The following is a 22917-nucleotide window of genomic DNA, read 5'->3' as shown; positions in this document are numbered from 1 at the left end:
GTGTTGTTCTGTAACTCATCATATACAAAGTGGGATTATTTCCACAAATGAAATGTCTTGTTTTAATGAATTATTTATATTGTTCAATTTTAGAAAAGAAATCCTTCACAAACACATAAAAATCATGAGCAGAAGGAGACATTTCTCTTGTTTTAGAAGCAATAATTCCAACAGTTCTTCTCACCTGCGGAAAATCGATCGGAATTTTCGCTGTAAATCGAGGTGTGGTTTCATAAAAAGCACTTTCGGGTAATAAGGTAACGCCCATACCTGCTGATACGAGACCTTTAATGGCGTCTAAATCTTCTCCTTCAGATGAAATGGTTGGCTCATAGCCTGCCTGCTTACAAGCATCAACCGCAATTTGTCTCAGGACATATCCTTCCGGAAATAACACGAAATGATCTTTTCTTAAATCACTTAAATGAATACTCCTTTGTCCGCTAAAGGGGTGGCTGACAGGAAGCAAAGCATAAATGCTTTCTGAAAACAAAATATTTCCTTCAATTTGAGGATCGTTTGTCGGAACAGGTCCTAAAAAGGCAAGATCAATATCTCGATTTTTTACAGCTTCAATGAGAAATTTATAGGATCCTTGACGAAGTAAAAAATCGACCTCTGGGTATTCCTGCTTAAAGGCGGAAATGACAGAAGGCAGTACTTGGCTTGCTAGGCTAGTAGGAAAGCCGATATTGACGGTTCCTTTGTGCGGATCTAAATATTCATCAATTTGCTCTTTCGCATAATCAATGGCTTTTAGTGCCGTTCTGACATGATCTAAAAATTGTCTGCCGATCTTCGTTAATTTGATATTTCGTCCTTCTCGTTCGAATAAGGCCACTCCAAGTTCTTCTTCTAAATTCGCAATCTGCCGGCTGATAGCAGATTGGGCAACATGTAAGTTTTCAGCCGCTTCTGACACGTGTTCACGGTCTGCGACTTCTACAAAATAACGCAACTGACGAAGCTCCATTTTTACACTTCACACCCATCTATCTCAAAAAGAGATTGTTTTCATCTAAATTATATATTGTTTATATTAATTTGAAAACTTAAAATAAGTTACAGAGTTTGTGAGATTTTATTACTGTGAAAAAACGGATCTTTTAAACGGGGGAGAGAAACGATGACTTATAATCAACTACCACAACCACAAGGTCTCTACCGTCCTGAATTTGAACATGATGCATGTGGGATCGGACTGTACGCTCATTTAAAAGGGGAAGCGACACACAGCATCGTCAAAAAGGGATTACAAATGCTGTGCCAGCTTGATCACCGCGGCGGGCAAGGCAGTGATCCGTATACAGGTGATGGTGCCGGCTTAATGGTACAGCTGCCAGACGCTTTCTTTAGAAAAAGCTGCAAAGACTTTGCACTTCCTGAAAAGGGCCGTTACGGGGTAGGGATGGTCTTCTTTTCAAAAGAGGATGACGAGAAAACGCGTCAAGCCATCGAGCAAAAAATCAACGGATTCATTAAGCAAGAAGGTCAAACATTAATTGGCTGGAGAACAGTTCCTGTTGATGCCGGGAAAATTGGTACTGTCGCAGCGAAGAGCTGCCCGGTTGTGAGGCAAGTCTTTATCGGGGCAAACGACAACATCACAGATGGTCTGTCATTTGAAAGAAAATTATATGTCATTCGGAAGCAGGCTGAGAACTGGGGAACAGCAGAGGAAAAGCAATTTTACTTTGTCAGCTTGTCGAGTCAAACCATTGTATACAAGGGGCTTTTAACATCAGATCAAGTCGATGCTTTTTATCTTGATCTTCAGGATGAAACATTTGTTTCTGCATTTTCACTTGTTCATTCACGATTTAGTACAAATACATTTCCTACATGGGAAAGGGCTCATCCAAACCGTTACTTGATTCACAACGGTGAAATTAACACATTAAGAGGAAACATCAATTGGATGAGAGCAAGAGAACAACAATTCGTGTCTGAAGCCTTCGGAAACGATTTAGACAAGATTTTGCCAGTGCTGAATGCAGACGGAAGTGATTCATCCATTTTAGACAATGCCTTTGAATTTTTCGTACTTGCAGGGCGAACTCCTGCTCATACAGCAATGATGCTGATTCCTGAGCCTTGGACGGAGAATACGCACATGTCAAAAGAGAAACGGGCATTTTATGAATACCATAGTTCTCTTATGGAGCCGTGGGATGGGCCAACAGCCATTTCCTTTACTGATGGTAAACAAATCGGTGCCATCTTAGATCGTAACGGACTAAGACCTGCGAGATACTACGTTACAAATGATGATCATATTATTTTCTCTTCTGAGGTCGGCGTAATCGACACAAATGAAGAGGATGTGAAGTATAAAGATCGTCTTGAGCCAGGTAAAATGCTGCTAATTGATTTAGAAGAAGGACGTATTATTTCTGACGAAGAAGTGAAATCTTCGATTGCGAATGAACTTCCTTATCAAAAATGGCTCGATGAAGAAATGGTTCACGTCAATCGCTCTGAAGAAAATTCAGAAAATTCTAGTATAATGGATGATTTATTGACGCGCCAGCGCGCATTCCATTATACGTACGAGGACATTCAAAAATATTTAATTCCTTTACTAGAAGAAGGAAAGGACCCAATCGGCTCGATGGGAAGTGATACACCGCTTGCTGTGTTATCAGATCGTGCGCAGTCGCTGTTTTCTTATTTTAAACAGCTGTTTGCTCAAGTGACAAACCCGCCAATTGATGCCATTCGTGAGCAGCTCGTTACATCGACCATGACTTGGTTAGGTGCTGAGGGAGATATTTTACATCCAAATGAATATTCATGCCGAAGAATTAAACTTTATACACCTGTTTTAACAAGCGGGCAGTTTAACGGCTTGAAAACGATTGTTCACAATGCCTTTAAAAGCAAAACGATTCATACACTTTTTACAGATGACCTAAGACGCGGTCTGGATGCAATGTTTGAAGAGGCAGAAAAAGTGATCCGTGAAGGTGTATCTTTATTAATCCTTTCCGATCGTGAAATGACGGAAGAAAAAGTGCCGATTCCACCTCTTCTTGCATTAAGTGCACTGCATCAGCATCTTGTGCGTCAAGGCTTACGGACAAAGGTGAGTCTGATCGTTGAATCTGGAGAAGTAAGAGAGGTCCATCATTTTGCCGCACTGATTGGCTACGGAGCAGATGCCATTCATCCTTACCTTGTGTATGAAACGTACAAACAGTTGATTGCAGAAGAAGCGATCTCTTTCAGCTTTGATGAAGCAGTCACAAAGTTTGGTAAAAGCGTAACCGAAGGTGTCGTCAAAGTCATGTCTAAAGTAGGGATTTCTACTGTGCAAAGCTACAGAGGAGCGCAAATCTTTGAAGCCGTCGGCATTAGTGAAGACGTCATTCAGGCGTATTTCACAGGAACAGCTTCTCAGCTTGGCGGGATTGACCTTGAGACCATTGCACATGAAGCAAAACTCCGTCATGAAGCGGGGTATCAGGCAGCGACTGACCAAACACTCGAATCAGGAAGTGATTTTCAGTGGAGAAAAAATGGTGAGCACCATGCCTTTAATCCAAAAACGATTCATACGCTTCAGTGGGCATGCCGCAATGAAGATTACGATCTATTTAAGCAATATACAAAGGCTGCGGACGAAGAAAGAATCGGCTTCCTTCGAAATTTATTTGCTTTCCAGCCAAAACAAAAACCAGTTCGTTTGGAAGACGTTGAATCTGCTGAATCCATCGTGCGCCGGTTCAAGACAGGTGCTATGTCATTTGGATCTTTAAGTAAAGAAGCGCATGAAGCACTTGCGATTGCCATGAACCGAATTGGCGGTAAAAGTAACAGCGGAGAAGGCGGAGAAGATCCTGCGCGCTTTACAGTTGACGAGCACGGCGATGATCGCAGAAGTGCGATTAAACAAATTGCTTCTGGACGCTTTGGCGTAAAGAGCCATTATTTGGTCAATGCAGATGAACTGCAAATTAAAATGGCGCAGGGAGCAAAACCTGGAGAAGGCGGACAGCTGCCAGGTAATAAAGTATACCCTTGGGTTGCCGATGTACGCGGATCTACTCCAGGCGTCGGATTGATTTCACCACCGCCTCATCATGATATTTATTCTATCGAGGATTTGGCGCAGCTGATCCATGATTTGAAAAACGCCAACCGTGATGCCCGCATCAGTGTCAAACTTGTGTCAAAAGCAGGCGTTGGTACGATTGCAGCAGGTGTTGCAAAAGGGACGGCGGATGTCATTGTAATCAGTGGATATGACGGCGGAACAGGAGCTTCGCCGAAAACAAGTATTAAACATACAGGACTTCCTTGGGAGCTTGGATTGGCAGAAGCGCATCAAACCCTTGTATTAAACGGTCTTCGAGAGCGAGTCGTTCTTGAGACAGATGGCAAATTAATGACAGGACGCGATGTTGTCATGGCTGCGATTTTAGGAGCAGAAGAATACGGCTTTGCGACAGCTCCACTTGTTGTTTTAGGGTGCGTCATGATGAGAGCATGCCACTTAGATACTTGCCCAGTCGGTGTCGCAACTCAAAACCCTGAACTTCGCAAAAAATTTATGGGTAATCCTGATCACATTGTCAACTTCATGATGTTTATTGCAGAGGAAGTAAGAGAGATTTTAGCTGAACTTGGCTTTACATCAATGGATGAATTGATTGGGCGTACGGATGTTTTATCCGTGAGCGAAAGAGCAAAAGCACACTGGAAAGCAGGTCAGCTAGACCTTGAAACACTGCTTTATCAGCCAGAAGGAGCTCGTACATTCAGAACACCGCAAAATCATAAAATTGATGAATCACTGGATATGAATGAAATTCTCCCTTATGTACAGGAAGCGCTGAATCATCAAACACCGGTTGATCTATCATTGAATATTCGCAATATCAATCGTGTGGCGGGAACCATTACTGGAAGTGAAGTGTCTAAGCGCTACGGAGAAGAAGGCTTGCCAGAGGATACGATCACACTAAGGTTCACTGGTTCCGCAGGACAAAGCTTCGGCGCATTTGTACCAAAGGGCATGTCTCTTTATTTAACAGGTGATTCAAATGATTATATCGGCAAAGGACTCTCTGGAGGCAAAATTGCGGTTAAAACCTCTGATCACTTTGTACAAATTGGACATGAAAACGTCATTGTCGGAAACGTCGCATTCTACGGAGCGACAAGCGGAAAAGCCTTTATTAACGGACGTGCAGGTGAACGCTTTGCCGTTCGTAATTCAGGGGTGCATGTGGTCGTTGAAGGAATCGGTGATCACGGCTGTGAATACATGACAGGCGGGCGTGTCGTCATTTTAGGAGACGTCGGAAAAAACTTCGGTGCAGGCATGTCTGGCGGCGTAGCTTACGTCCATACATCCGATGCGAAACAGTTCAAAAGAATGTGCAACATGGAAATGATCATGTTTGAAAAACTCACAGATCACGATGAAGAGCAAGAAGTAAAACAGCTGATTAAAGAGCACCTTCACTATACAAACAGCGTAAAAGCTTCGGCACTTTTAGAAAATTGGGCGCAAGAAAAGGATCAATTCATCAAGGTCATTCCGAGAAATTACAAAATGATGCTTCAAAGTATTGAAGAACAAAAACAAGCGGGCCTTAGTCATGAAGAAGCTGTTATGTTCGCATTTGAAGCAAACACAAAACCGAAAAATCAAGAAACGGCAAACGGGCAAAAAGCAGCCCTCGCTCATTAAGAAAGGGGAGAGGACAATGGGCAAAGCAACAGGTTTTATGGATTATAAAAGAGAAAAGCCAAATGAACGTGACCCTCTCACTCGTCAAAATGACTGGAAAGAATATTCAGCTCCTTATACAGATGAGGTATTAAAACAGCAGGGTGCTAGATGTATGGATTGCGGAACACCGTTTTGTCAAATTGGGATGGAGATCAGAGGCGGCGTTTCTGGCTGCCCGATCTACAATTTAATTCCAGAATGGAACGATCTTGTCTATCGCGGGAGATGGAAAGAAGCGCTTGAAAGACTACAAAAAACGAACAATTTCCCTGAATTTACTGGGAGAGTATGTCCAGCGCCTTGTGAAGGGTCATGTACAGTCGCGATCAATGATCCAGCTGTTTCGATTAAAAATATCGAACGCACGATCATTGATAAAGGCTTTGAAAATGGCTGGATTACACCTAGAATTCCTTCAAGCCGTACAGGGAAAAAGATCGCCATTGTCGGATCAGGACCAGCAGGACTTGCAAGTGCTGATCAATTAAACCAAGCAGGTCATGCCGTTACAGTGTTTGAACGGTCTGACCGCCTTGGCGGACTGCTGACATACGGCATTCCAAACATGAAGCTGGACAAAGAAGTTGTTGAGCGCAGAGTCAAACTGCTAAGACAAGAAGGCATTGATTTTGTAACGAACACAGAAATCGGCGTGGATGTCACTGCCGATGAACTGAAAGAACAGTTTGATGCGGTCATCCTTTGTACAGGTGCACAAAAACAGCGTGACCTGTTAATTGAAGGCAGAGAAGCAAAAGGGATTCATCTGGCAATGGATTATTTAACACTTGCAACAAAAAGCATGCTTGATTCAGGATTTAAAGATAAAAACTTTATTGACGCAAAAGGTAAAGACGTGATTGTCATTGGTGGAGGAGATACAGGTGCTGACTGCGTCGCAACTGCACTTCGCCAAAAAGCAAAAAGTGTTGTTCAATTCGGAAAGCATCCAAAGCTTCCGGATACACGTGTAGGGGATAACATGTGGCCTGAACAGCCTTACGTCTTTTCACTCGATTATGCTTATGAAGAAGCACAAGCTAAGTTCGGGGAAGATCCGCGTCAATATTCCATTCAAACCACAAAAATGGTGGCAGATAAAAATGGAAAATTAAAAGAGCTTCATACGATTCAAATGGAAAAGGTGAAAAACGAGCATGGGAAGTTTGAATTTCATGAGATTCCAGGAACAGAAAAAGTATGGCCGGCTCAGCTAGTCTTTATTGCAATTGGTTTTGAGGGAACTGAACAGCCACTCGTGAAACACTTTGGCGTGGACAGCAAAAACAATCGCATTGACGCAAAGTATGGGGAGTATACAACAAATGTAGAAGGCGTATTTGCAGCGGGAGATGCAAGACGCGGGCAAAGCTTGATTGTCTGGGCAATTAATGAAGGCAGACAAGTGGCGCACGAGGTAGACCGTTATTTAATGGGGAGTTCGGTTCTGCCAAAATAGGTCAAACAAAGGGTGTTTACACATATAAAGAAAAGCCATGACCAACTAGTGGTCATGGCTTTTTATGATTCAGAAGATGTAATTTTACTTACTTCGTCATATTTAAAGGATGAACGTACCGTGACAAACGCAGAAGTGCGCGTTACGCTTAAAGTAGCAACATATCACCCAAAGAAAGTACGATTGGCAAATCATTTGTGTTTAGCAACTATATGAAGACAAATACGGCTTTTTCTCCCGCAGAAGAGGAAATGTGAACCGTCATAAGATGAAGAATCTGATGATTCTGGCATGACCTATGAAACGAACAATGATTTAAAAATGAATGCTCACATTATGATCGTTGAGTAAAATTTGCCGTCGTCACACAACATGAAAAAAGGTACCAAGGGAACAGTCCTGTACAGCCGCCAGAGTATGCGAGAAATAAAAACATGTATTTTAAATCTATGTTTAAATGATGGTACTTTCTAAAAATGATCACATGAGGGGTGTTTTATCATGAAAGAAAGACTCGTATTAGTGGGGAACGGTATGGCTGGTATTCGAAGCCTCGAAAACATTTTAAAAATTGACAGCGAACGATTTGAGATGACGGTATTTGGAAGCGAACCGCATCCCAACTATAACCGGATTCTTTTATCGAAGGTGCTTCAAGGAGATACGAAGATTGAAGATATTACACTAAATGATTGGAAATGGTATAAGGCGCATCATATTCAGCTTTTTACAAATGAAACCATTGTGAAGATCGATACAGAAAATCAAACAGTCACCAGTGATCAAGGACGGACCGTGCCTTATGACCGGTTGATTTTAGCAACTGGGTCACTTCCGTTTATTTTGCCGATTCCAGGAAGTGATAAAAAAGGTGTGACGGGTTTTCGGACATTGCAAGATACAGAGGAAATGGTCAATGTCTCTCACATGTACAAAAAAGCAGCAGTCATTGGGGGCGGGCTTCTTGGACTGGAAGCGGCACGCGGTCTACTTAACTTAGGCATGGAAGTGAATGTCATTCACCTCTGCTCTCATTTAATGGAACGCCAGCTAGACCCTACTGCAGGTCAGCTTCTCCAAAAAGCATTAGAGGAACAGGGTATGAACTTTCTATTGGGAAAACAAACAACTGAGATTTTAGGAGATACAAGAGTAGAAGGATTATCATTTTCAGATGGCTCAACACTCGAGACTGACCTCGTCATCATGGCTGTAGGAATTAAACCAAGTAAAATACTTGCAAAAATAAGCGGTCTTGAAGTGAACCAAGGCATTATCGTCAATGATTTCATGGAAACAAGTGTACCGGGCATTTATGCAGTCGGAGAATGTGCAGAACACAGAGGACAAACGTACGGTCTTGTTGCGCCTTTATACGATCAAGCGAATGTGCTTGCTGGGCATTTATGCGGCATGAATCCTGCCCCATATGAAGGTTCTGTAATGTCAACACAGCTGAAAGTGTCAGGAGTTGATGTATTCTCTGCTGGTGATTTTATTGAAAACGATGAGAAAAAAGCGATCAAAATTTTTGATGAACAAAAAGGGATTTACCAAAAACTAGTCTTCCAGCAAAACCGTTTAGTTGGTGCCGTCATGTTTGGAGAAACAAATGATGGGCCCCGCCTATTTTCGTACATTAGAGAAGGGGTAGATATGTCGGATCTGGACAAGGTATCTGTCCTAACCTCAAATGATTCAGCGCAAGAAAGCACGATTGAGAGCATGTCAAACGACCATATCGTTTGCGGCTGCAATGGGGTCTCAAAGGGTCAGATTGTGGAAGCCATTCATAAAGAAGGCTTAACAACACTTCAGGAAGTCAAGCAATGTACAAGTGCCTCACGATCATGCGGAGGCTGTAAACCCGTTGTCGAAGAGATTCTTTGGCACACGTTGGGCGAGGGTGCGAACCGAACAGCTCAAAAAGAAACCATCTGCGCCTGCACCACTCTTTCACGAGATGAGGTCATTCACGAAATCAAAGAGAAGGGCTTGCAGCATATCAAGGAAGTCATGAACGTACTTGACTGGGCGACAGAGGAGGGCTGTTCAAAATGCCGACCTGCCCTGAACTACTATTTAGGCATGCTTCAACCTCTTGAGTACAAAGATGAAAGGAGCTCAAGATTTGTGAATGAACGCTTGCATGCCAATATTCAAAAAGATGGCACTTATTCAGTTGTTCCGAGGATGTACGGTGGCGTCACAAATGCAAATGACCTGAGAAAAATAGCTGATGTCGTCGACAAATATGAAATACCGCTTGTGAAAATGACTGGCGGTCAGCGTATTGACCTTCTAGGTGTCAAAAAAGAAGATTTACCTAAGGTGTGGGCAGACCTGGATATGCCTTCTGGTTATGCATATGGAAAATCTTTAAGAACAGTCAAAACTTGTGTTGGAGAACAATTTTGCCGGTTCGGCACACAGGACTCAATGGCTCTTGGCATTGCACTTGAAAAGAAATTCGAAGGTCTTGCGACACCGCATAAAGTCAAATTGGCTGTCTCTGCTTGCCCTAGAAACTGTGCAGAGTCTGGCATTAAGGACCTCGGCATTGTGGGAATTGATGGAGGATTCGAATTGTACGCTGGTGGAAATGGAGGCACGCACCTGCGGGCAGGCGATTTATTGATGAAGGTCAGTACAGCTGAAGAAGTAGAGGAAGTGGCAGCTGCATATCTTCAATATTACAGAGAAACGGCAAATTATTTAGAAAGAACCTCTGCTTGGGTTGAACGACTTGGATTAGATCATATTCAATCAGTACTTCTAGATGATGAGAAACGAGAAGCCTTGATCGAAAGAATGGACATCGCACTTTCAACATATGAAGAGCCTTGGCAGGAGCTTCGCGGGAGTCAAAAAGATTCGAAACAATTATTTCAAAAAGCGACGGCTTCTGTATCAATCAATTGAAGGGATGGGATCATATGACAGTTTCAGTTGTAAAAGTTCACATTGGCACCTTATCAGATTTTCCGCTGCAGCTAGGAAAAACAGTTGCAGCAGGTACTCTTGAATTAGCTGTTTTTCAAACCTCTAATCAGCAGTTCAAAGCCATTGAAAATCGCTGTCCTCATAAAGGCGGTGTACTAGCTGAAGGAATGGTCAGCGGGGATCATGTCTTCTGTCCAATGCATGATTGGAAAATCGAACTTTCATCAGGGAATGTTCAAGCACCAGATCATGGATGCGTTCAAACATATGAAACATTGGTTGAGGGGAACGAGGTCTTTGTTTTATTGCCCTCATAAGTCGTTTAGAACCTTCCTTTCATGTATATGCTGTATGTAAATAGAGCAAGAAAGGAAGGAATCTTCGTGCCGTTTCTTAGTATTTTGATCGAGCTCTTTATCGGGTTTTCCGCATTGTTTTTAATTACAAAATTATTAGGGAAAACACAATTTGCACAAATTACGCCGTTTGATTTTATTTCTGCACTAATTTTAGGGGAAATGGTCGGAAACGCCATTTTTGATCCAGAAGTCAAAATTCAGCACATTTTATTTGCTGTTGCGGTATGGGGTGTCCTCATCTACACAGTTGAATGGTTTTCACAGCGCTTTAAAGGAATTCGAGCCTTTTTAGAGGGGAGACCGACACTTGTCATTGATCAAGGGAAAATTCACTACAATCGTTTAAAGAAAAATATGCTTGATCTCAATCAGTTGCAGACATTAATTCGCGCGAAAGGCCATTTTGCCCTGAATGAAATTGAATATGCCATTTTGGAAACAGATGGATCGGTGAGCGTTCTTCCGAAAATGAAATACGCAACAGCCACCGCAGAAGATGTGAACGTGAAGGGAAAAGAAGTCAAATTGCCTAGAACGTTTATTATTGATGGTGAAATTTTAAAAAAAGATTTACAAGAAGCTGGTTTCGATGAAACATGGCTGAGAGAGCAATTAAAAAAGAAGCATATTTCTTCTTATCGAGACGTTCTATTTTGTGAATGGATTGAAAATGAAGGGATTTATGCGATGAAATATGAAAAGTCTAAAAAACACCCATAACATCAATAAGTGGGTGTTTTTTTGTGATTATCATGAATAGGATCAAAAAGAATGTTTGATTGAAAACGTTCACAAAGAGGAGGAAATGTATGATGAAGTATGGAAAGGTATGGCTTGTGGCCGTCTTGTCATTATTACTATTGAACTCAGATTCACTTCAAGCAGCCGATCATCAGAATCAAACAAATCGCGTCCTTGTGGTCGATCAAAAAGGAAATGGCTCGTTTCGAAACGTTCAGTCTGCCATTGATGCGATTCCAGTGAACAATCAACAGCGCGTAACGATCTATATTAAAAATGGTGTGTATAAAGAAAAAATCCTGCTTCCGCAAAATAAACCTTATGTGTCCTTTATCGGGGAAAACCAACACAAGACGATTCTAACGTATAATGATACAAATGCAAGTACTGGCAGCACAACAAATAGCTCAAGCACAATGATTCGTGCGAACGACTTTTACGCAGAAAATATCACCTTTCAAAATACGGCCGGCAGACATGCTGGTCAGGCAGTTGCACTGTACGTCTCTGGCGACCGAGCTGCGTTCAAACAAATACGTGTCTTAGGGTATCAAGATACACTTTATGCAACAGGAACAGGCCGCCAATATTATGAAAACTGCTATATCGAAGGAACGGTCGATTTTATTTTTGGATCAGCCACAGCTGTGTTTAAAAGAGCTGAAATAAGAAGTCTTGGAAATGGGTATATTACTGCAGCATCCACAACTGAAGCTCAAAGGTATGGCTATGTATTCATCGACTCTACATTGCAAAAGGGGACGGCTGCTGCTCAATCGGTTTATTTAGGACGTCCGTGGCGGCCTCATTCTGCTGTGACATTCCTCTATACACAAATGGATGATCATATAAAGGCAGAGGGATGGCATAACTGGGATAACCGTGATAACGAAAGAACAGCAAGATATAAAGAATATGGATCGGCAGGGGCAGGGAGCAATTTGACAAACCGCGTAAAATGGTCCAGCATTTTAACGAAAAACGAAGCAAGTCAAATCACGGTGCAAGCTGTTCTTGGCGGAGCCGATGGCTGGAATCCAGAAAAAAGGTAAAGGGCTTGTCAGTTTTCGTCAAAGAAAGCTGACTTTTCTGTTTAAAAAACCTTTGAGAACAAACGTTCTTTTGTGTATAATGAACATATTCTTCTAAAATTGGCTGCGACAAAAAAGGAGGGATTCCGTGAAGCGTTTTTCACAGCTCTTGTTTTTACAAATATGTATCCTGTCGATTTTATTTCTCCCATTTTCAGCAAAAGATGATCAACTTGTAGCTCGTAACGGCTCACTGCCGTGGATGACAGCTCTAGATGAATTTATACGAACAGCACCTGATTTAGAAAGTGCAATCTCTGGCATCAGCGTCCGCGATACTTCTGACTCCTCTCTTCTTTATGAACATCAAGCCGATACGCGCCTTACTCCTGCTTCTAATATAAAACTGCTCACATCAGCTATCGCCCTTGATATACTTGGAGAAACACACACATTCCCTACAGACATCTGGATGGATGGTTCTATTCAAAAGAAAACGTTATATGGGAGCCTGTATCTACGCGGTACCGGAGATCCGACTTTATTAGAAGAGGATTTTGCAGCACTTGCCAAACAAGTGAAAAAGGCCGGAATACATACAATTCGCGGACAGCTTGCGGCTGATGATACTTGGTTTGATGACACAAGGTATTCGATTGATTTACCTTGGAGTGATGAAGATCAATATTACGGCGCTCAAATATCTGCCCTCACTGCTTCACCGAATGAGGATTATGATGCAGGAACGCTGATTCTCGAAGTCAAGCCAGGAAAGAAAGCGGGGCAGAAGGCCACCTATGACACGATCCCGAAGACTGACGTCGCTCAAGTTGTCAATCAAGTGAAAACTGTCCCAGAAGGCGGAAAGAAAAAAATATCTTTTAAGCGCTCTCACGGCACAAACAAAATTACGCTGACTGGGACGATTCCGCTAAAAGCATCTTCGTCTAAACAATGGGTAGCATTATGGGAACCGACAACGTATGCTTTAGACTTAATGAAACGAGCATTAAAGGCTGAGGGTATTCAGCTGAAAGGATCACTCAAAACAAAACAAGTTCCTAAAAAAGCAAAAAAAATCGCTTCCCATTCATCAATGCCTTTATCGGAGCTTCTTGTTCCGATGATGAAATTAAGCAATAATACACATGCAGAAATTCTGTTAAAAGAACTTGGCAAGCGGGTAAAGAACAAAGGAAGTTTTGACAAAGGGCTTGACGTGCTGAATGAACGTCTCCCTGCCTTTGGCATAGATTCATCTATGGCTGTGTTGAGAGACGGATCAGGCATATCACCCATTAATCTTGTTTCAGCAAACCAATTCACGTTATTTTTGACAAACATTCAAAAGGAAAAATGGTTTGACACCTATGTCAATGCACTTCCGTTAGCTGGGGCGAGTGAGCGTATGGTGGGAGGTACATTAAGAAACAGATTGAAAGAACCAGCTACACTAGAAAAAGTGCGTGCAAAAACAGGCTCGTTATCAACGGTCAGCACACTATCTGGGTATATTGAAACGCAGGGTGGAAAGACGCTTGCTTTTTCCATATTATTGAATCACCTCGTTGATGACGAAAAAGGTAAAGAGATAGAAAACCGCATTGTCAGCATATTAGCTGAGGATCTTTAGACAGAGAAGGAGAACCATCATGACGTTAGATAATAATCAATCTTTAGTAAAAACCATGTCGATCTTTCTAATTCCACTTTTATTAAGCAATATTTTACAATCAATCGGGCAGCTTGTGTCCATTGTGCTTGTCGGTAGATGGATTGGAGAGGATGCAGTAGCTGCAATTTCTGCATTCTTTCCGCTTTTCTTTTTACTTGTTTCTTTTTCCATTGGGATTGGATCAGGAAGCTCGATCCTCATTGGACAAGCGTATGGAGCAAAAAATGAGCAGAGATTAAAGGAAATTATAGGCACAACGCTTTCGTTCACTTTTTTAATTGGACTTTCTTTAGCTGTCATTGGAGGCTTTTTTGCAACTGATATTTTACATTTGATGGGGACACCTGCAAATATTGTCGAGGAAAGTGCGGCATATGCCAGAATCCTATTCATCTCCATGCCGGTCTTATTTCTTTATTTTGTCTATACGACCTTTTTACGTGGAACAGGAGATTCAAAAACACCATTTTATTTCTTAATGATTAGTACTGGAACAAATATTTTATTGCTGCCGATTTTATTATTTGGCTGGCTCGGTCTACCGGCATTTGGTTTATATGGTGCTGCGTATTCTTCAGTGATTTCTACAATCGTTACGTTTATCATTCTGCATATCTATCTTTATAAAACAAAGCATCCGCTGCGCATTGATGCGTCGGTTAGAAAGCATTTATTGATGAAAGGGGATTTATTAAAAACGTTATTAAAGTTAAGTATCCCTTCTAGTATTAATATGATTCTGATTTCTTTATCAGAAATTGCTGTCATTTCTTTTGTAAACGATTATGGATCACAGGCAACAGCAGCCTATGGCGTTGTCAACCAAGTCGTAAGTTATGTACAGATGCCCGCAGTGAGCCTTGGTATTGCGGTTTCTATTTTCGCAGCACAATTCATTGGCGCAGGAAACATGAATCGTTTGAAAGATGTCATTAAAATTGGCCTGGGGCTAAACTTTGCGATAGGCGGATTGATTATTATTTTCGTCTATATTTTCGCACCGCAAATTTTATCTATCTTTTTAACAGATCCTGCAACGATTGATATTGCATATAGTTTGGTCGTGATTACACTATGGAGCTATCTCATTTTTGGAACGGCGCAAATCGTTGCAGCCACAATGAGAGCAAGTGGAACCGTTCTATGGCCGACCATCTTTAGTATTTGTTCCATTTGGCTTGTTGAAGTACCAGTGGCTTATGTGCTATCACACCACACATCGCTTGGGATCAAAGGAATCTGGATAGGATATCCTGCAGCCTTTTTTGTAAACTTATTCCTCCAATATGGCTATTATCGATTGGTTTGGAAGAAAAAGCAGATCGTTGCACTTGTCCAATCATAATGTGAGCCTATCATTGGGCATATACATACGAAGATCGATTACTTTTTAGGAGGTCTGATCTTCTATGTTTTTAAACCAAAGAAGTGAGCTCAGCTCGTATAATATCGGTGATTTTACTTATGCCGGACCGGATTTTCAAGTGTTGACGTGGGGAGAAGGAACAACACTGAATGTGGGAAAGTTTTGTTCCATTGCAAACGAAGTAAAAGTTTTTCTTGGTGGTGAACATCGAACAGATTGGGTCACGACGTATCCCTTTAATCAAATTTTCACAGATGCAGCTCATATTGAAGGGCATCCACGATCAAAAGGAGATGTGTGTATAGGGCACGATGTTTGGATTGGATATGGAGCAACGATCATGTCAGGAGTACATATAGGAAATGGGGCAGTCATTGGAGCAAATAGTCTGATTACAAAAGATGTGCCACCATATGCGATTGTAGCAGGGAACCCGCAGCGGCTCATGAAATATCGATTTTCTTCTGATATCATTGAAAAACTTCAGTTGTTAGAATGGTGGAATTTAGAGTTTTCAATCATACAGTCTGTTTTTCATCTCTTGCAATCTGATGATATTGAACATTGTATAAGCGTTATTGAAGATAAAAAAAGAAAGGCTGACTGAGCCTTTCTTTTTTTTATCTTAGTTTTACTTAGCTGAGTCTGATGATGGTAAGCGATGCACCGGTTGCACCACCACCTACTAGAATAGCTGTTACAACCGCACCGAAAAACTGTAATGAAATCGTATTTCCTGCTGTTAAATTGACAATAACTGTATTGTTGATAAATGAAGTAGAAATAACAGGTGATTGAACTGAACCAGAAATTGTAGTTGTTCCATTTAAAAGCAAACGTGTATTAATCAAAAGTGCTGTAGTGGTGTTGACTTGATACGTAATATAATATTTACCAGTTTGTGGAACGGTGAAAACAGTACTTGTGCCGTTTGCTGTAAAACCAGTAATATTTTGAAAGTTTGGTAAGGGAATATTGGTTCCCCCGGCTACAGTAACAATGGTAGGACCAGAACTATTAGCAGCATAAAGTGCTGTATCCGTAAAACCACCTGTTCCAGTAGCCCCAGTAACACCTGTAACGCCAGTAGGTCCTGTAATTCCCGTAGCTCCAGTAGGCCCGGTTGCACCAGTGATCCCTGTGGATCCAGTAGCCCCAGTTGCACCAGTGATCCCTGTGGATCCAGTAGGCCCAGTTGCACCAGTGATCCCTGTGGATCCAGTAGCCCCAGTTGCACCAGTAGGACCAGTATCTCCAGTTGCCCCAGTTGCGCCAGTGGCACCAGTAGGACCGGTATCTCCGGTTACACCAGTAACTCCAGTTGCGCCAGTAGCCCCAGTAGGACCTGTATCACCGGTTGCACCAGTGGCTCCAGTAGGTCCCGTTGGACCTGTATCACCAGTTACACCAGTGGCTCCAGTAGGACCGGTATCTCCAGTTACACCAGTGGCACCAGTAGGTCCGGTATCTCCAGTTGCGCCAGTAGCTCCGGTATCTCCAGTTACACCAGTAACTCCAGTAGCACCTGTATCACCAGTAGGTCCGGTATCTCCAGTTGCACCAGTGGCTCCAGTAGGTCCGGTATCTCCAGTTGCACCAGTAACTCCAGTAGGACCGGTATCTCCGGTTACACCAGTATCACCAGTAGGACCGGTATCACCAGTTACACCAGTAACTCCAGTAGGACCTGTATCACCAGTTGCGCCAGTATCACCAGTAGGTCCCGTTGGACCAGTATCGCCAGTTACACCAGTAGCCCCAGTAGGACCGGTATCTCCAGTTGCGCCAGTAGCCCCTGTAGGACCTGTATCTCCAGTTACACCAGTAGCGCCAGTAGGACCTGTATCTCCAGTTGCACCAGTAGCGCCAGTAGGACCTGTATCTCCAGTTGCACCAGTGGCTCCAGTAGGACCTGTATCTCCAGTTGCCCCAGTTGCGCCAGTGGCACCAGTAGGACCTGTATCTCCGGTTACACCAGTAACTCCAGTAGGACCGGTATCACCAGTTGCACCAGTGCCTCCAGTAGGTCCGGTATCACCAGTTGCGCCAGTAGCACCAGTAGGTCCGGTATCACCAGTTGCACCAGTGCCTCCAGTAGGTCCGGTATCACCGGTTGCACCAGTGGCACCAGTAGGTCCCGTTGGACCTGTATCACCAGTTACACCAGTGGCTCCAGTAGGACCGGTATCACCAGTTACACCAGTGGCACCAGTAGGTCCGGTATCTCCGGTTACACCAGTAACTCCAGTAGGTCCCGTTGGACCTGTATCACCAGTTGCACCAGTGGCTCCAGTAGGACCTGTATCACCAGTTGCCCCAGTTGCGCCAGTGGCACCAGTAGGACCTGTATCTCCGGTTACACCAGTAACTCCAGTAGGTCCCGTTGGACCGGTATCTCCAGTGGCACCAGTTGATCCTTCTGCAGCCAGTAATGTGTAGTCTGGGGAAGTATCTGGTGTACCTGACGGTGGTGCAGTATTTACTACATACGTACTGCCATTAAAGGTCACTACTTGCCCTACTTGGTAAGTAGGACTGACTACCGGATCAAACGTTTCAATTCCTGTTAATCCTGCACCAGTAGCCCCAGTAGGACCTGTATCACCGGTTGCACCAGTGGCTCCAGTAGGTCCGGTATCACCAGTTGCACCAGTGGCACCAGTAGGACCGGTATCGCCAGTTGCGCCAGTATCACCAGTAGGTCCCGTTGGACCAGTATCGCCAGTTACACCAGTTGCCCCAGTAGCACCTGTATCACCAGTTGCACCAGTAACTCCAGTAGGACCGGTATCACCAGTAGCGCCAGTAGCCCCAGTAGGACCAGTATCTCCAGCTGCACCAGTGGCTCCAGTAGGACCTCTTTTTACAATCTTATTATTTGTTTTTTTCCGTCCTTTTGCTTTAGCACAAGTGCTGTGATGTTTAACAACTTTTTTCTTTTTACATTCTCGTTTAAGAAGAGGGCAATCATCAAGTAGAGGTCTATCGTGACGAGATTTTCTGTAGTGAGGTTGCCAATCATGCTTTTTTCCGCAAAAGGGACATTTGTTATCGTACTGATTATACAAATTCCCCATCTCCTAAAAGTTAATATTTTATTCTATGTAGAAATTTAAAAAGCGGAATTGAGCTAAATGATATTTTTTAGTTCGAAGTTCATCGAATCAAATGATTTAAAAATTAAATCGTTTTATGTTATGGTGTTGAAAGTATGAAACTAGTATGATTTTTGACAGAAATGGGGACATCATTTATGAGTCAATCAGTTTTACAACACGCAGCATATTCCGTGTTAAATTTATCCTCTGTAACAGAAGGTGGCACAATCAAAGAGTCATTTGAACATAGTATGGATTTAGCAAAAAAAGCTGAGAAGTGGGGCTACCATAGATATTGGCTTGCGGAGCACCATAATATGGAAGGGGTTGCGAGCTCAGCAACGTCTGTCTTAATTGGACATATTGCTGGAGGGACTGAAAAGATCCGGGTTGGTTCTGGGGGGATTATGCTTCCAAACCATTCTTCACTCGTCATTGCAGAACAATTTGGAACACTGGAGACTTTGTATCCAGGGAGAATTGATTTAGGTCTAGGCAGGGCACCAGGAACAGATCAGTTAACAGCAAGGGCACTTAGACGTAATCTTCATAATGGAGAGGACTTCCCTGAGCAGCTTGAAGAACTTCGGCAATATTTCAAACCGACCGGCCAGGTCAAAAAACATGTAAGAGCCGTTCCGGGAGAAGGGCTGGATATTCCGATTTGGCTTCTTGGTTCAAGTGGTTTTAGCGCAAGACTTGCAGGAGAACTAGGGCTGCCATTTGCCTTTGCAGCACATTTTTCACCTAAAAATACCATTCCTGCTTTAGAATTATACAGACAGTCATTTCGACCTTCTGATGTGTTAAAAGAGCCTTATGCGATGGTTGGTGTGACGGTTTTTGCTGCTGATCAAACAGAGAGAGCTGAGTATTTGGCGACGTCTCATTATCAGCGATTTTTGAGCCTCATTCGTAATACACCAGGAAAACTCAAAGCCCCTGTTGAAAATATGGATGGGCTGTGGAGTCCATATGAGAAGGCAATGGTGGACGAACAATTAAGTTCGACGATGATCGGGGATAAACAAAAGGTGAAAAAAGAGTTAGAAGCCTTTATTGAGGCGACTCAAGCAGATGAAGTCATGATTAATTCTGATATGTTTGACCATCAAGAAAGAATGCGTTCTTATGAAATCATTGCAGAGATATTTCAGGAGGAACAAGAAAAATAAGAATTTAAAAAAGAACTGCAAAGAGCAGTTCTTTTTTATTTATGCTTTAGTAAACACGCGAAATGGTTGTCCTACTGGCAGTACTGTACGACCGAAATGTGTATTGAGTACAACAGCTGCAGAACCATAAAATGAAAGAAGAGAAATAATTAATTCTGCAATACCAGCAATCGTATGAGTTACATCATACATCACACCAAACGAGCTAAGGGAAAGGCCGATGAATAAGAAATCAATAAAGACGAAAATCAAAAACAATACTTTATGTGTTTCCATTGCACCGATCGTCATAAATAAGCTGAAAATCAAATAACCAATAAAAGCAAAACCTAGTTGTTTTGGGTCCGCAGCTTCCGCAAGCGTTTTCCCAAAAACGCCAGCTTGAATGAGCCAAGTCGTTCCAACGCCCATCCAAAAAAGACCGAATGCGCCGAAGGCAGTGGCTCCAAAAATATTATGATGCTTTGAATCTTGTATGGACGCGATGAGTTGCGCGATTCCTCCAAGGAAGATAGCCCATGGTAAAATAAGGGATGTGCCATCTGTGATTCCTAGTTTTTGTGAAGACGCAACAAGCGTCACCATTGCTAAACCAAACAAACCAAGTGGTGTTGGGTCTGCAATTGATAATCGAAATGCTTGAACATTTTGTTTTTCCATAATGACCTCCTACAATTTGCACTTACAAAAGATACTCGAATTCGATAGAAACGTCAAGCTCTTTTTTAGTAGACACTTGCAACGTCTTCCAAATAAATCTATATTTAATACATAATACATGTGATAGAAAAAGAGGGATTAGAATGAGTAAAGGCTTAGCTGGAAAAACCATTGCCATATGCGGCACAAGAAAAACAGAAGAAATGAGTACACTTGTTGAAAAGCAAGGAGGACAAGCTGTTATTCGTTCTCTTCAGGGCACTGTATTTTTAGCCAAAGAGGAGTTAAAGCCAGGCATAGAAACCTTTGTAAAGAAGGGAGCTGACTGGGTGATTTTAACAACGGGTATTGGTACAGATACATTAATTGAAAGTGCAGAAGAATTGCAACTTGGAGAAGCTTTTATGAACATTTTATCAAATGCTCATATTGCTTCAAGAGGATACAAAACGTTCGCGGCTCTAAAAAAACACGGAATTCAGCCCGATGTGTCTGATGAAGACGGAACCGTTCGTGACCTCATTTCTAAGTTAGAAGATAAAGAGCTTCAAGGTAAACGTGTCATGGTGCAGCTTCACGGCGAAAATGCACCAGCTCTCATCGACTTTTTACATAAGAAGGGGGCAGACGTTTTGCAGCTCATGCCGTATCAGCACACGCCTCCTGAACCAGAGGCAGCTGACACTTTGTTTCATGAAATGAAAGAAGGGAAGGTGCATGCCGTCTGTTTTACAACCGCTGTTCAGGTCCATGCCTTTTTCAAACTAGCAGAAGAATGGGGCAAAAAAGAAGAGCTGCAACATCTATTCGAGCAGCATGTATTAGCTGTTGCTGTCGGAAAAGTCACAGCTGAAGCTTTAAAAGAAGAGGGAGTCAGTCGAATTCTTGCCCCTGCACTTGAGAGAATGGGTGCAATGATTATAGAATTATCTCAGTATATGAAAAAACAATCGACACACTCATAGAAAAAACGCCTTTCACATGATGAGTGAAAGGCGTTTTCGTTAGATTGTCCGTTTTCGATTCGTGCGAATTTTTTTCAAAACGAAATATAGCACAATCAGGACAATGGCAATCGCCATAATTGGTGTTGTATACGTATGAGCGACACTTTGAATGTGGCCCCATTTTGTTCCAAGTTGCATACCGAGGTAAATAAAAAGGATAGACCAAGGGATGGCGGCTAATCCGGTCAGGAGAACAAATTTGAGAAATGGCATCTTTGCAATACCAGCTGGAATCGAGATCGCATGGCGCACGACTGGGATAAACCGGGCTGTAAATACGACGCCTGTTCCATATCGGTCAAACCAGCGTTCTGCCGTGGCAATATGATGCTCATGGATGAATAAATACTTCCCATACTTTGTTAAAAAAGGTCTGCCGCCGTAAAGGCCGATCCAGTAAATAAAGCACTGGGCCAGCGTTCCTCCAATGACCCCAGCGATGACGGCTCCAACAAAACCAATGCTTCCTGTTGACACCATATATCCGCCGTAGGCAAGTACAATTTCACTCGGAATAATTTCAATCATCAGTCCAAGTGCAACACCTGCGTAACCAAGGCTTGTCAGCCAGGTTAAAATTTCATTAAACAAGGTTCCCATTCATTTCACTCTGCCTTTAAATACGAATTTTCTTCAAGCATCCTTATAAGAGCCTATGCTTGTTTTGCTTCTCTCATGAGTATGCTTTGCATATATGCTAGCATGGCTGGCCGCATATCATGACGTATCAATCCGATTTCAGCCGCTGCCTTAAATGAACCGAGCTTATCACCAACGTCAAATCTCATCCCATCTAATTGTTTTGCATAAATGGGTGATTCCTGTGCAATGATTTTCAGCGCATTTGTCAGCTGGATTTCGTTTCCGGCACCTCTCTCGATTCCTAGTAACATAGGTGTTAAAAGGTCCCTGCCCATTATGGCTAAATCGGAAGGAGCATCATGAATAGCTGGCTTTTCCACTAAGTCTGTGACTTCAAACACTAGACCGTCTATTCTAGCTGGTCTTATCATACCATACTTGCTGACATCTAGACGATCACTTGCTGGACGCCAATGACCTCTCTTTGTTTGTCTTCAAAGTGATCATCATGCCAAGAAAGGTGCCAATCGCTTTACTTAAGAATAATGAGAAACCTGCTAGCTGCATGACATATAAGACAATATAGGTGAGAAGAGACGCTGCTCCGTTGACTGCGGCCCATTCCTTTTTTACTTGGAACGTCCAATTTCGCACTGTGCGAGAAAAGAGGGGACAAAGCAGGCAGTTAAAAAAGAAGAACAGAAAGTCAATCAGCGTATTGCTTGCGCCTACAATGAAAAATGCAGTATAGGACCGAAAGTTTTTCTTTGTCATGTGAAGGATCATCACCTCGTGATATAATTTGTAAGATGAAACGAACGGTGGTGCACATTCATGTATTTAACAATTGGAGAAACAGCTGAATACCTAGAAGTATCTGAAGCATATGTTGAAAAATTAATTCGGCAAAAAAAGATTCGCTACGTATTTGACGGGGAATCATATCTCATTTATCAAGGGCAGTTTCAAACCCATATGAAACAGCTAGAACAATATAAAGAGCTCATTCAAGACATCTTAAATGAACCGATTCCTGAGGACCCGGACGTAAAAGATGAAGATTAAAAAAAGACTGTATGAG

18 protein-coding genes are annotated in these 22917 nt (G+C 42.5%); 12 read left to right on the top strand and 6 right to left on the bottom strand.

Annotation, left to right across the window (positions count from 1 at the left end; translation table 11 throughout):
• Positions 1–70: 70 nt before the first annotated feature.
• Complete coding sequence (locus MHH68_RS09305) at positions 71–973, bottom strand: LysR family transcriptional regulator (protein WP_061408151.1); 903 nt, start codon at positions 971–973, stop codon at positions 71–73.
• A 153-nt stretch (positions 974–1126) separates the two neighbouring features.
• Between MHH68_RS09305 and gltB the strand changes: the two genes are divergently transcribed.
• The 9 genes from gltB (at position 1127) to MHH68_RS09260 (ending at position 15921) form a co-directional block, all read left to right on the top strand.
• Positions 1127–5698 carry a glutamate synthase large subunit gene (gltB, locus tag MHH68_RS09300; RefSeq protein ID WP_339162761.1) on the top strand — a complete coding sequence of 1524 codons (4572 nt, stop codon included), beginning with the start codon at positions 1127–1129 and terminating at the stop codon, positions 5696–5698.
• 16 nt (positions 5699–5714) lie between these two features.
• A complete protein-coding gene (gene gltD, locus MHH68_RS09295) occupies positions 5715–7199 on the top strand; it encodes a glutamate synthase small subunit (protein ID WP_339162759.1) in 1485 nt (494 codons plus the stop codon).
• Positions 7200–7700: 501 nt separating this feature from the next.
• Entirely contained in the window at positions 7701–10121 is a 2421-nt protein-coding gene (gene nirB / locus MHH68_RS09290; protein ID WP_339162757.1) for a nitrite reductase large subunit NirB, read from the top strand.
• Positions 10122–10135: 14 nt separating this feature from the next.
• Entirely contained in the window at positions 10136–10459 is a 324-nt protein-coding gene (nirD, locus tag MHH68_RS09285; RefSeq protein WP_061408139.1) for a nitrite reductase small subunit NirD, read from the top strand.
• A 27-nt stretch (positions 10460–10486) separates the two neighbouring features.
• Positions 10487–11221, top strand: coding sequence for a DUF421 domain-containing protein (locus MHH68_RS09280; protein WP_186306841.1), 735 nt, complete (start codon positions 10487–10489; stop codon positions 11219–11221).
• Between the two features lie 92 nt (positions 11222–11313).
• Positions 11314–12294, top strand: a complete 981-nt coding sequence (locus tag MHH68_RS09275; RefSeq protein WP_169057217.1) for a pectinesterase family protein — start codon at positions 11314–11316, stop codon at positions 12292–12294.
• A 127-nt stretch (positions 12295–12421) separates the two neighbouring features.
• Positions 12422–13906 (top strand): D-alanyl-D-alanine carboxypeptidase/D-alanyl-D-alanine-endopeptidase, encoded by a 1485-nt coding sequence (gene dacB / locus MHH68_RS09270; protein ID WP_339162755.1) that lies wholly within the window; start codon positions 12422–12424, stop codon positions 13904–13906.
• Positions 13907–13925: 19 nt separating this feature from the next.
• Positions 13926–15293, top strand: a complete 1368-nt coding sequence (locus MHH68_RS09265; protein ID WP_061408134.1) for an MATE family efflux transporter — start codon at positions 13926–13928, stop codon at positions 15291–15293.
• A 64-nt stretch (positions 15294–15357) separates the two neighbouring features.
• Positions 15358–15921, top strand: a complete 564-nt coding sequence (locus MHH68_RS09260; protein ID WP_169057195.1) for a CatB-related O-acetyltransferase — start codon at positions 15358–15360, stop codon at positions 15919–15921.
• Positions 15922–15949: 28 nt separating this feature from the next.
• On the opposite strand, the gene MHH68_RS09255 is transcribed toward MHH68_RS09260, so the two are convergent.
• Positions 15950–18382 carry a collagen-like protein gene (locus MHH68_RS09255; RefSeq protein ID WP_339162749.1) on the bottom strand — a complete coding sequence of 811 codons (2433 nt, stop codon included), beginning with the start codon at positions 18380–18382 and terminating at the stop codon, positions 15950–15952.
• 185 nt (positions 18383–18567) lie between these two features.
• Between MHH68_RS09255 and MHH68_RS09250 the strand changes: the two genes are divergently transcribed.
• Positions 18568–19587, top strand: a complete 1020-nt coding sequence (locus MHH68_RS09250; protein ID WP_058015580.1) for an LLM class flavin-dependent oxidoreductase — start codon at positions 18568–18570, stop codon at positions 19585–19587.
• 39 nt (positions 19588–19626) lie between these two features.
• On the opposite strand, the gene MHH68_RS09245 is transcribed toward MHH68_RS09250, so the two are convergent.
• Positions 19627–20247, bottom strand: coding sequence for a GPR1/FUN34/YaaH family transporter (locus MHH68_RS09245; RefSeq protein WP_058015581.1), 621 nt, complete (start codon positions 20245–20247; stop codon positions 19627–19629).
• Positions 20248–20390: 143 nt separating this feature from the next.
• Here MHH68_RS09245 and MHH68_RS09240 point away from each other — a divergent pair, with 143 nt between their 5' ends.
• Positions 20391–21212 (top strand): uroporphyrinogen-III synthase, encoded by an 822-nt coding sequence (locus MHH68_RS09240; RefSeq protein WP_058015582.1) that lies wholly within the window; start codon positions 20391–20393, stop codon positions 21210–21212.
• A gap of 39 nt (positions 21213–21251) precedes the next feature.
• Here the strand turns inward: MHH68_RS09240 and MHH68_RS09235 are convergent, their stop codons facing one another.
• The 3 genes from MHH68_RS09235 to MHH68_RS09225 are packed head-to-tail and all read right to left on the bottom strand — an operon-like array spanning position 21252 to position 22610.
• Positions 21252–21854 carry a DedA family protein gene (locus tag MHH68_RS09235; RefSeq protein WP_268467629.1) on the bottom strand — a complete coding sequence of 201 codons (603 nt, stop codon included), beginning with the start codon at positions 21852–21854 and terminating at the stop codon, positions 21252–21254.
• 53 nt (positions 21855–21907) lie between these two features.
• Entirely contained in the window at positions 21908–22267 is a 360-nt protein-coding gene (locus tag MHH68_RS09230; RefSeq protein ID WP_339162744.1) for a hypothetical protein, read from the bottom strand.
• 25 nt (positions 22268–22292) lie between these two features.
• The gene (locus MHH68_RS09225) at positions 22293–22610 is read right to left on the bottom strand and encodes a hypothetical protein (protein ID WP_268467627.1); all 318 of its coding nucleotides are present in this window, start codon (positions 22608–22610) and stop codon (positions 22293–22295) included.
• Positions 22611–22670: 60 nt separating this feature from the next.
• On the opposite strand from MHH68_RS09225, the gene MHH68_RS09220 reads away from it, so the two are divergent.
• Positions 22671–22901 carry an excisionase family DNA-binding protein gene (locus MHH68_RS09220; protein ID WP_058015584.1) on the top strand — a complete coding sequence of 77 codons (231 nt, stop codon included), beginning with the start codon at positions 22671–22673 and terminating at the stop codon, positions 22899–22901.
• Positions 22902–22917: the final 16 nt, after the last annotated feature.

The organism is Bacillus sp. FSL K6-2841 (assembly GCF_037976435.1).
GTDB classification, from domain to species: domain Bacteria; phylum Bacillota; class Bacilli; order Bacillales; family Bacillaceae; genus Bacillus; species Bacillus pumilus.
The sequence above is the reverse complement of the archived record's forward strand: the minus strand, read 5'-3'. Positions and strand labels throughout refer to the sequence as shown.

What these genes read in the sequence shown, in the direction of transcription:
- MHH68_RS09305 (WP_061408151.1), bottom strand. Translation starts at nt 973, where the DNA reads ATGGAGCTTCGTCAGTTGCGTTATTTTGTAGAAGTCGCAGACCGTGAA.
- gltB (WP_339162761.1), top strand. Translation starts at nt 1,127, where the DNA reads ATGACTTATAATCAACTACCACAACCACAAGGTCTCTACCGTCCTGAA.
- gltD (WP_339162759.1), top strand. Translation starts at nt 5,715, where the DNA reads ATGGGCAAAGCAACAGGTTTTATGGATTATAAAAGAGAAAAGCCAAAT.
- nirB (WP_339162757.1), top strand. Translation starts at nt 7,701, where the DNA reads ATGAAAGAAAGACTCGTATTAGTGGGGAACGGTATGGCTGGTATTCGA.
- nirD (WP_061408139.1), top strand. Translation starts at nt 10,136, where the DNA reads ATGACAGTTTCAGTTGTAAAAGTTCACATTGGCACCTTATCAGATTTT.
- MHH68_RS09280 (WP_186306841.1), top strand. Translation starts at nt 10,487, where the DNA reads ATGCTGTATGTAAATAGAGCAAGAAAGGAAGGAATCTTCGTGCCGTTT.
- MHH68_RS09275 (WP_169057217.1), top strand. Translation starts at nt 11,314, where the DNA reads ATGAAGTATGGAAAGGTATGGCTTGTGGCCGTCTTGTCATTATTACTA.
- MHH68_RS09265 (WP_061408134.1), top strand. Translation starts at nt 13,926, where the DNA reads ATGACGTTAGATAATAATCAATCTTTAGTAAAAACCATGTCGATCTTT.
- MHH68_RS09260 (WP_169057195.1), top strand. Translation starts at nt 15,358, where the DNA reads ATGTTTTTAAACCAAAGAAGTGAGCTCAGCTCGTATAATATCGGTGAT.
- MHH68_RS09250 (WP_058015580.1), top strand. Translation starts at nt 18,568, where the DNA reads ATGAGTCAATCAGTTTTACAACACGCAGCATATTCCGTGTTAAATTTA.
- MHH68_RS09245 (WP_058015581.1), bottom strand. Translation starts at nt 20,247, where the DNA reads ATGGAAAAACAAAATGTTCAAGCATTTCGATTATCAATTGCAGACCCA.
- MHH68_RS09240 (WP_058015582.1), top strand. Translation starts at nt 20,391, where the DNA reads ATGAGTAAAGGCTTAGCTGGAAAAACCATTGCCATATGCGGCACAAGA.
- MHH68_RS09235 (WP_268467629.1), bottom strand. Translation starts at nt 21,854, where the DNA reads ATGGGAACCTTGTTTAATGAAATTTTAACCTGGCTGACAAGCCTTGGT.
- MHH68_RS09230 (WP_339162744.1), bottom strand. Translation starts at nt 22,267, where the DNA reads ATGATAAGACCAGCTAGAATAGACGGTCTAGTGTTTGAAGTCACAGAC.
- MHH68_RS09225 (WP_268467627.1), bottom strand. Translation starts at nt 22,610, where the DNA reads ATGACAAAGAAAAACTTTCGGTCCTATACTGCATTTTTCATTGTAGGC.
- MHH68_RS09220 (WP_058015584.1), top strand. Translation starts at nt 22,671, where the DNA reads ATGTATTTAACAATTGGAGAAACAGCTGAATACCTAGAAGTATCTGAA.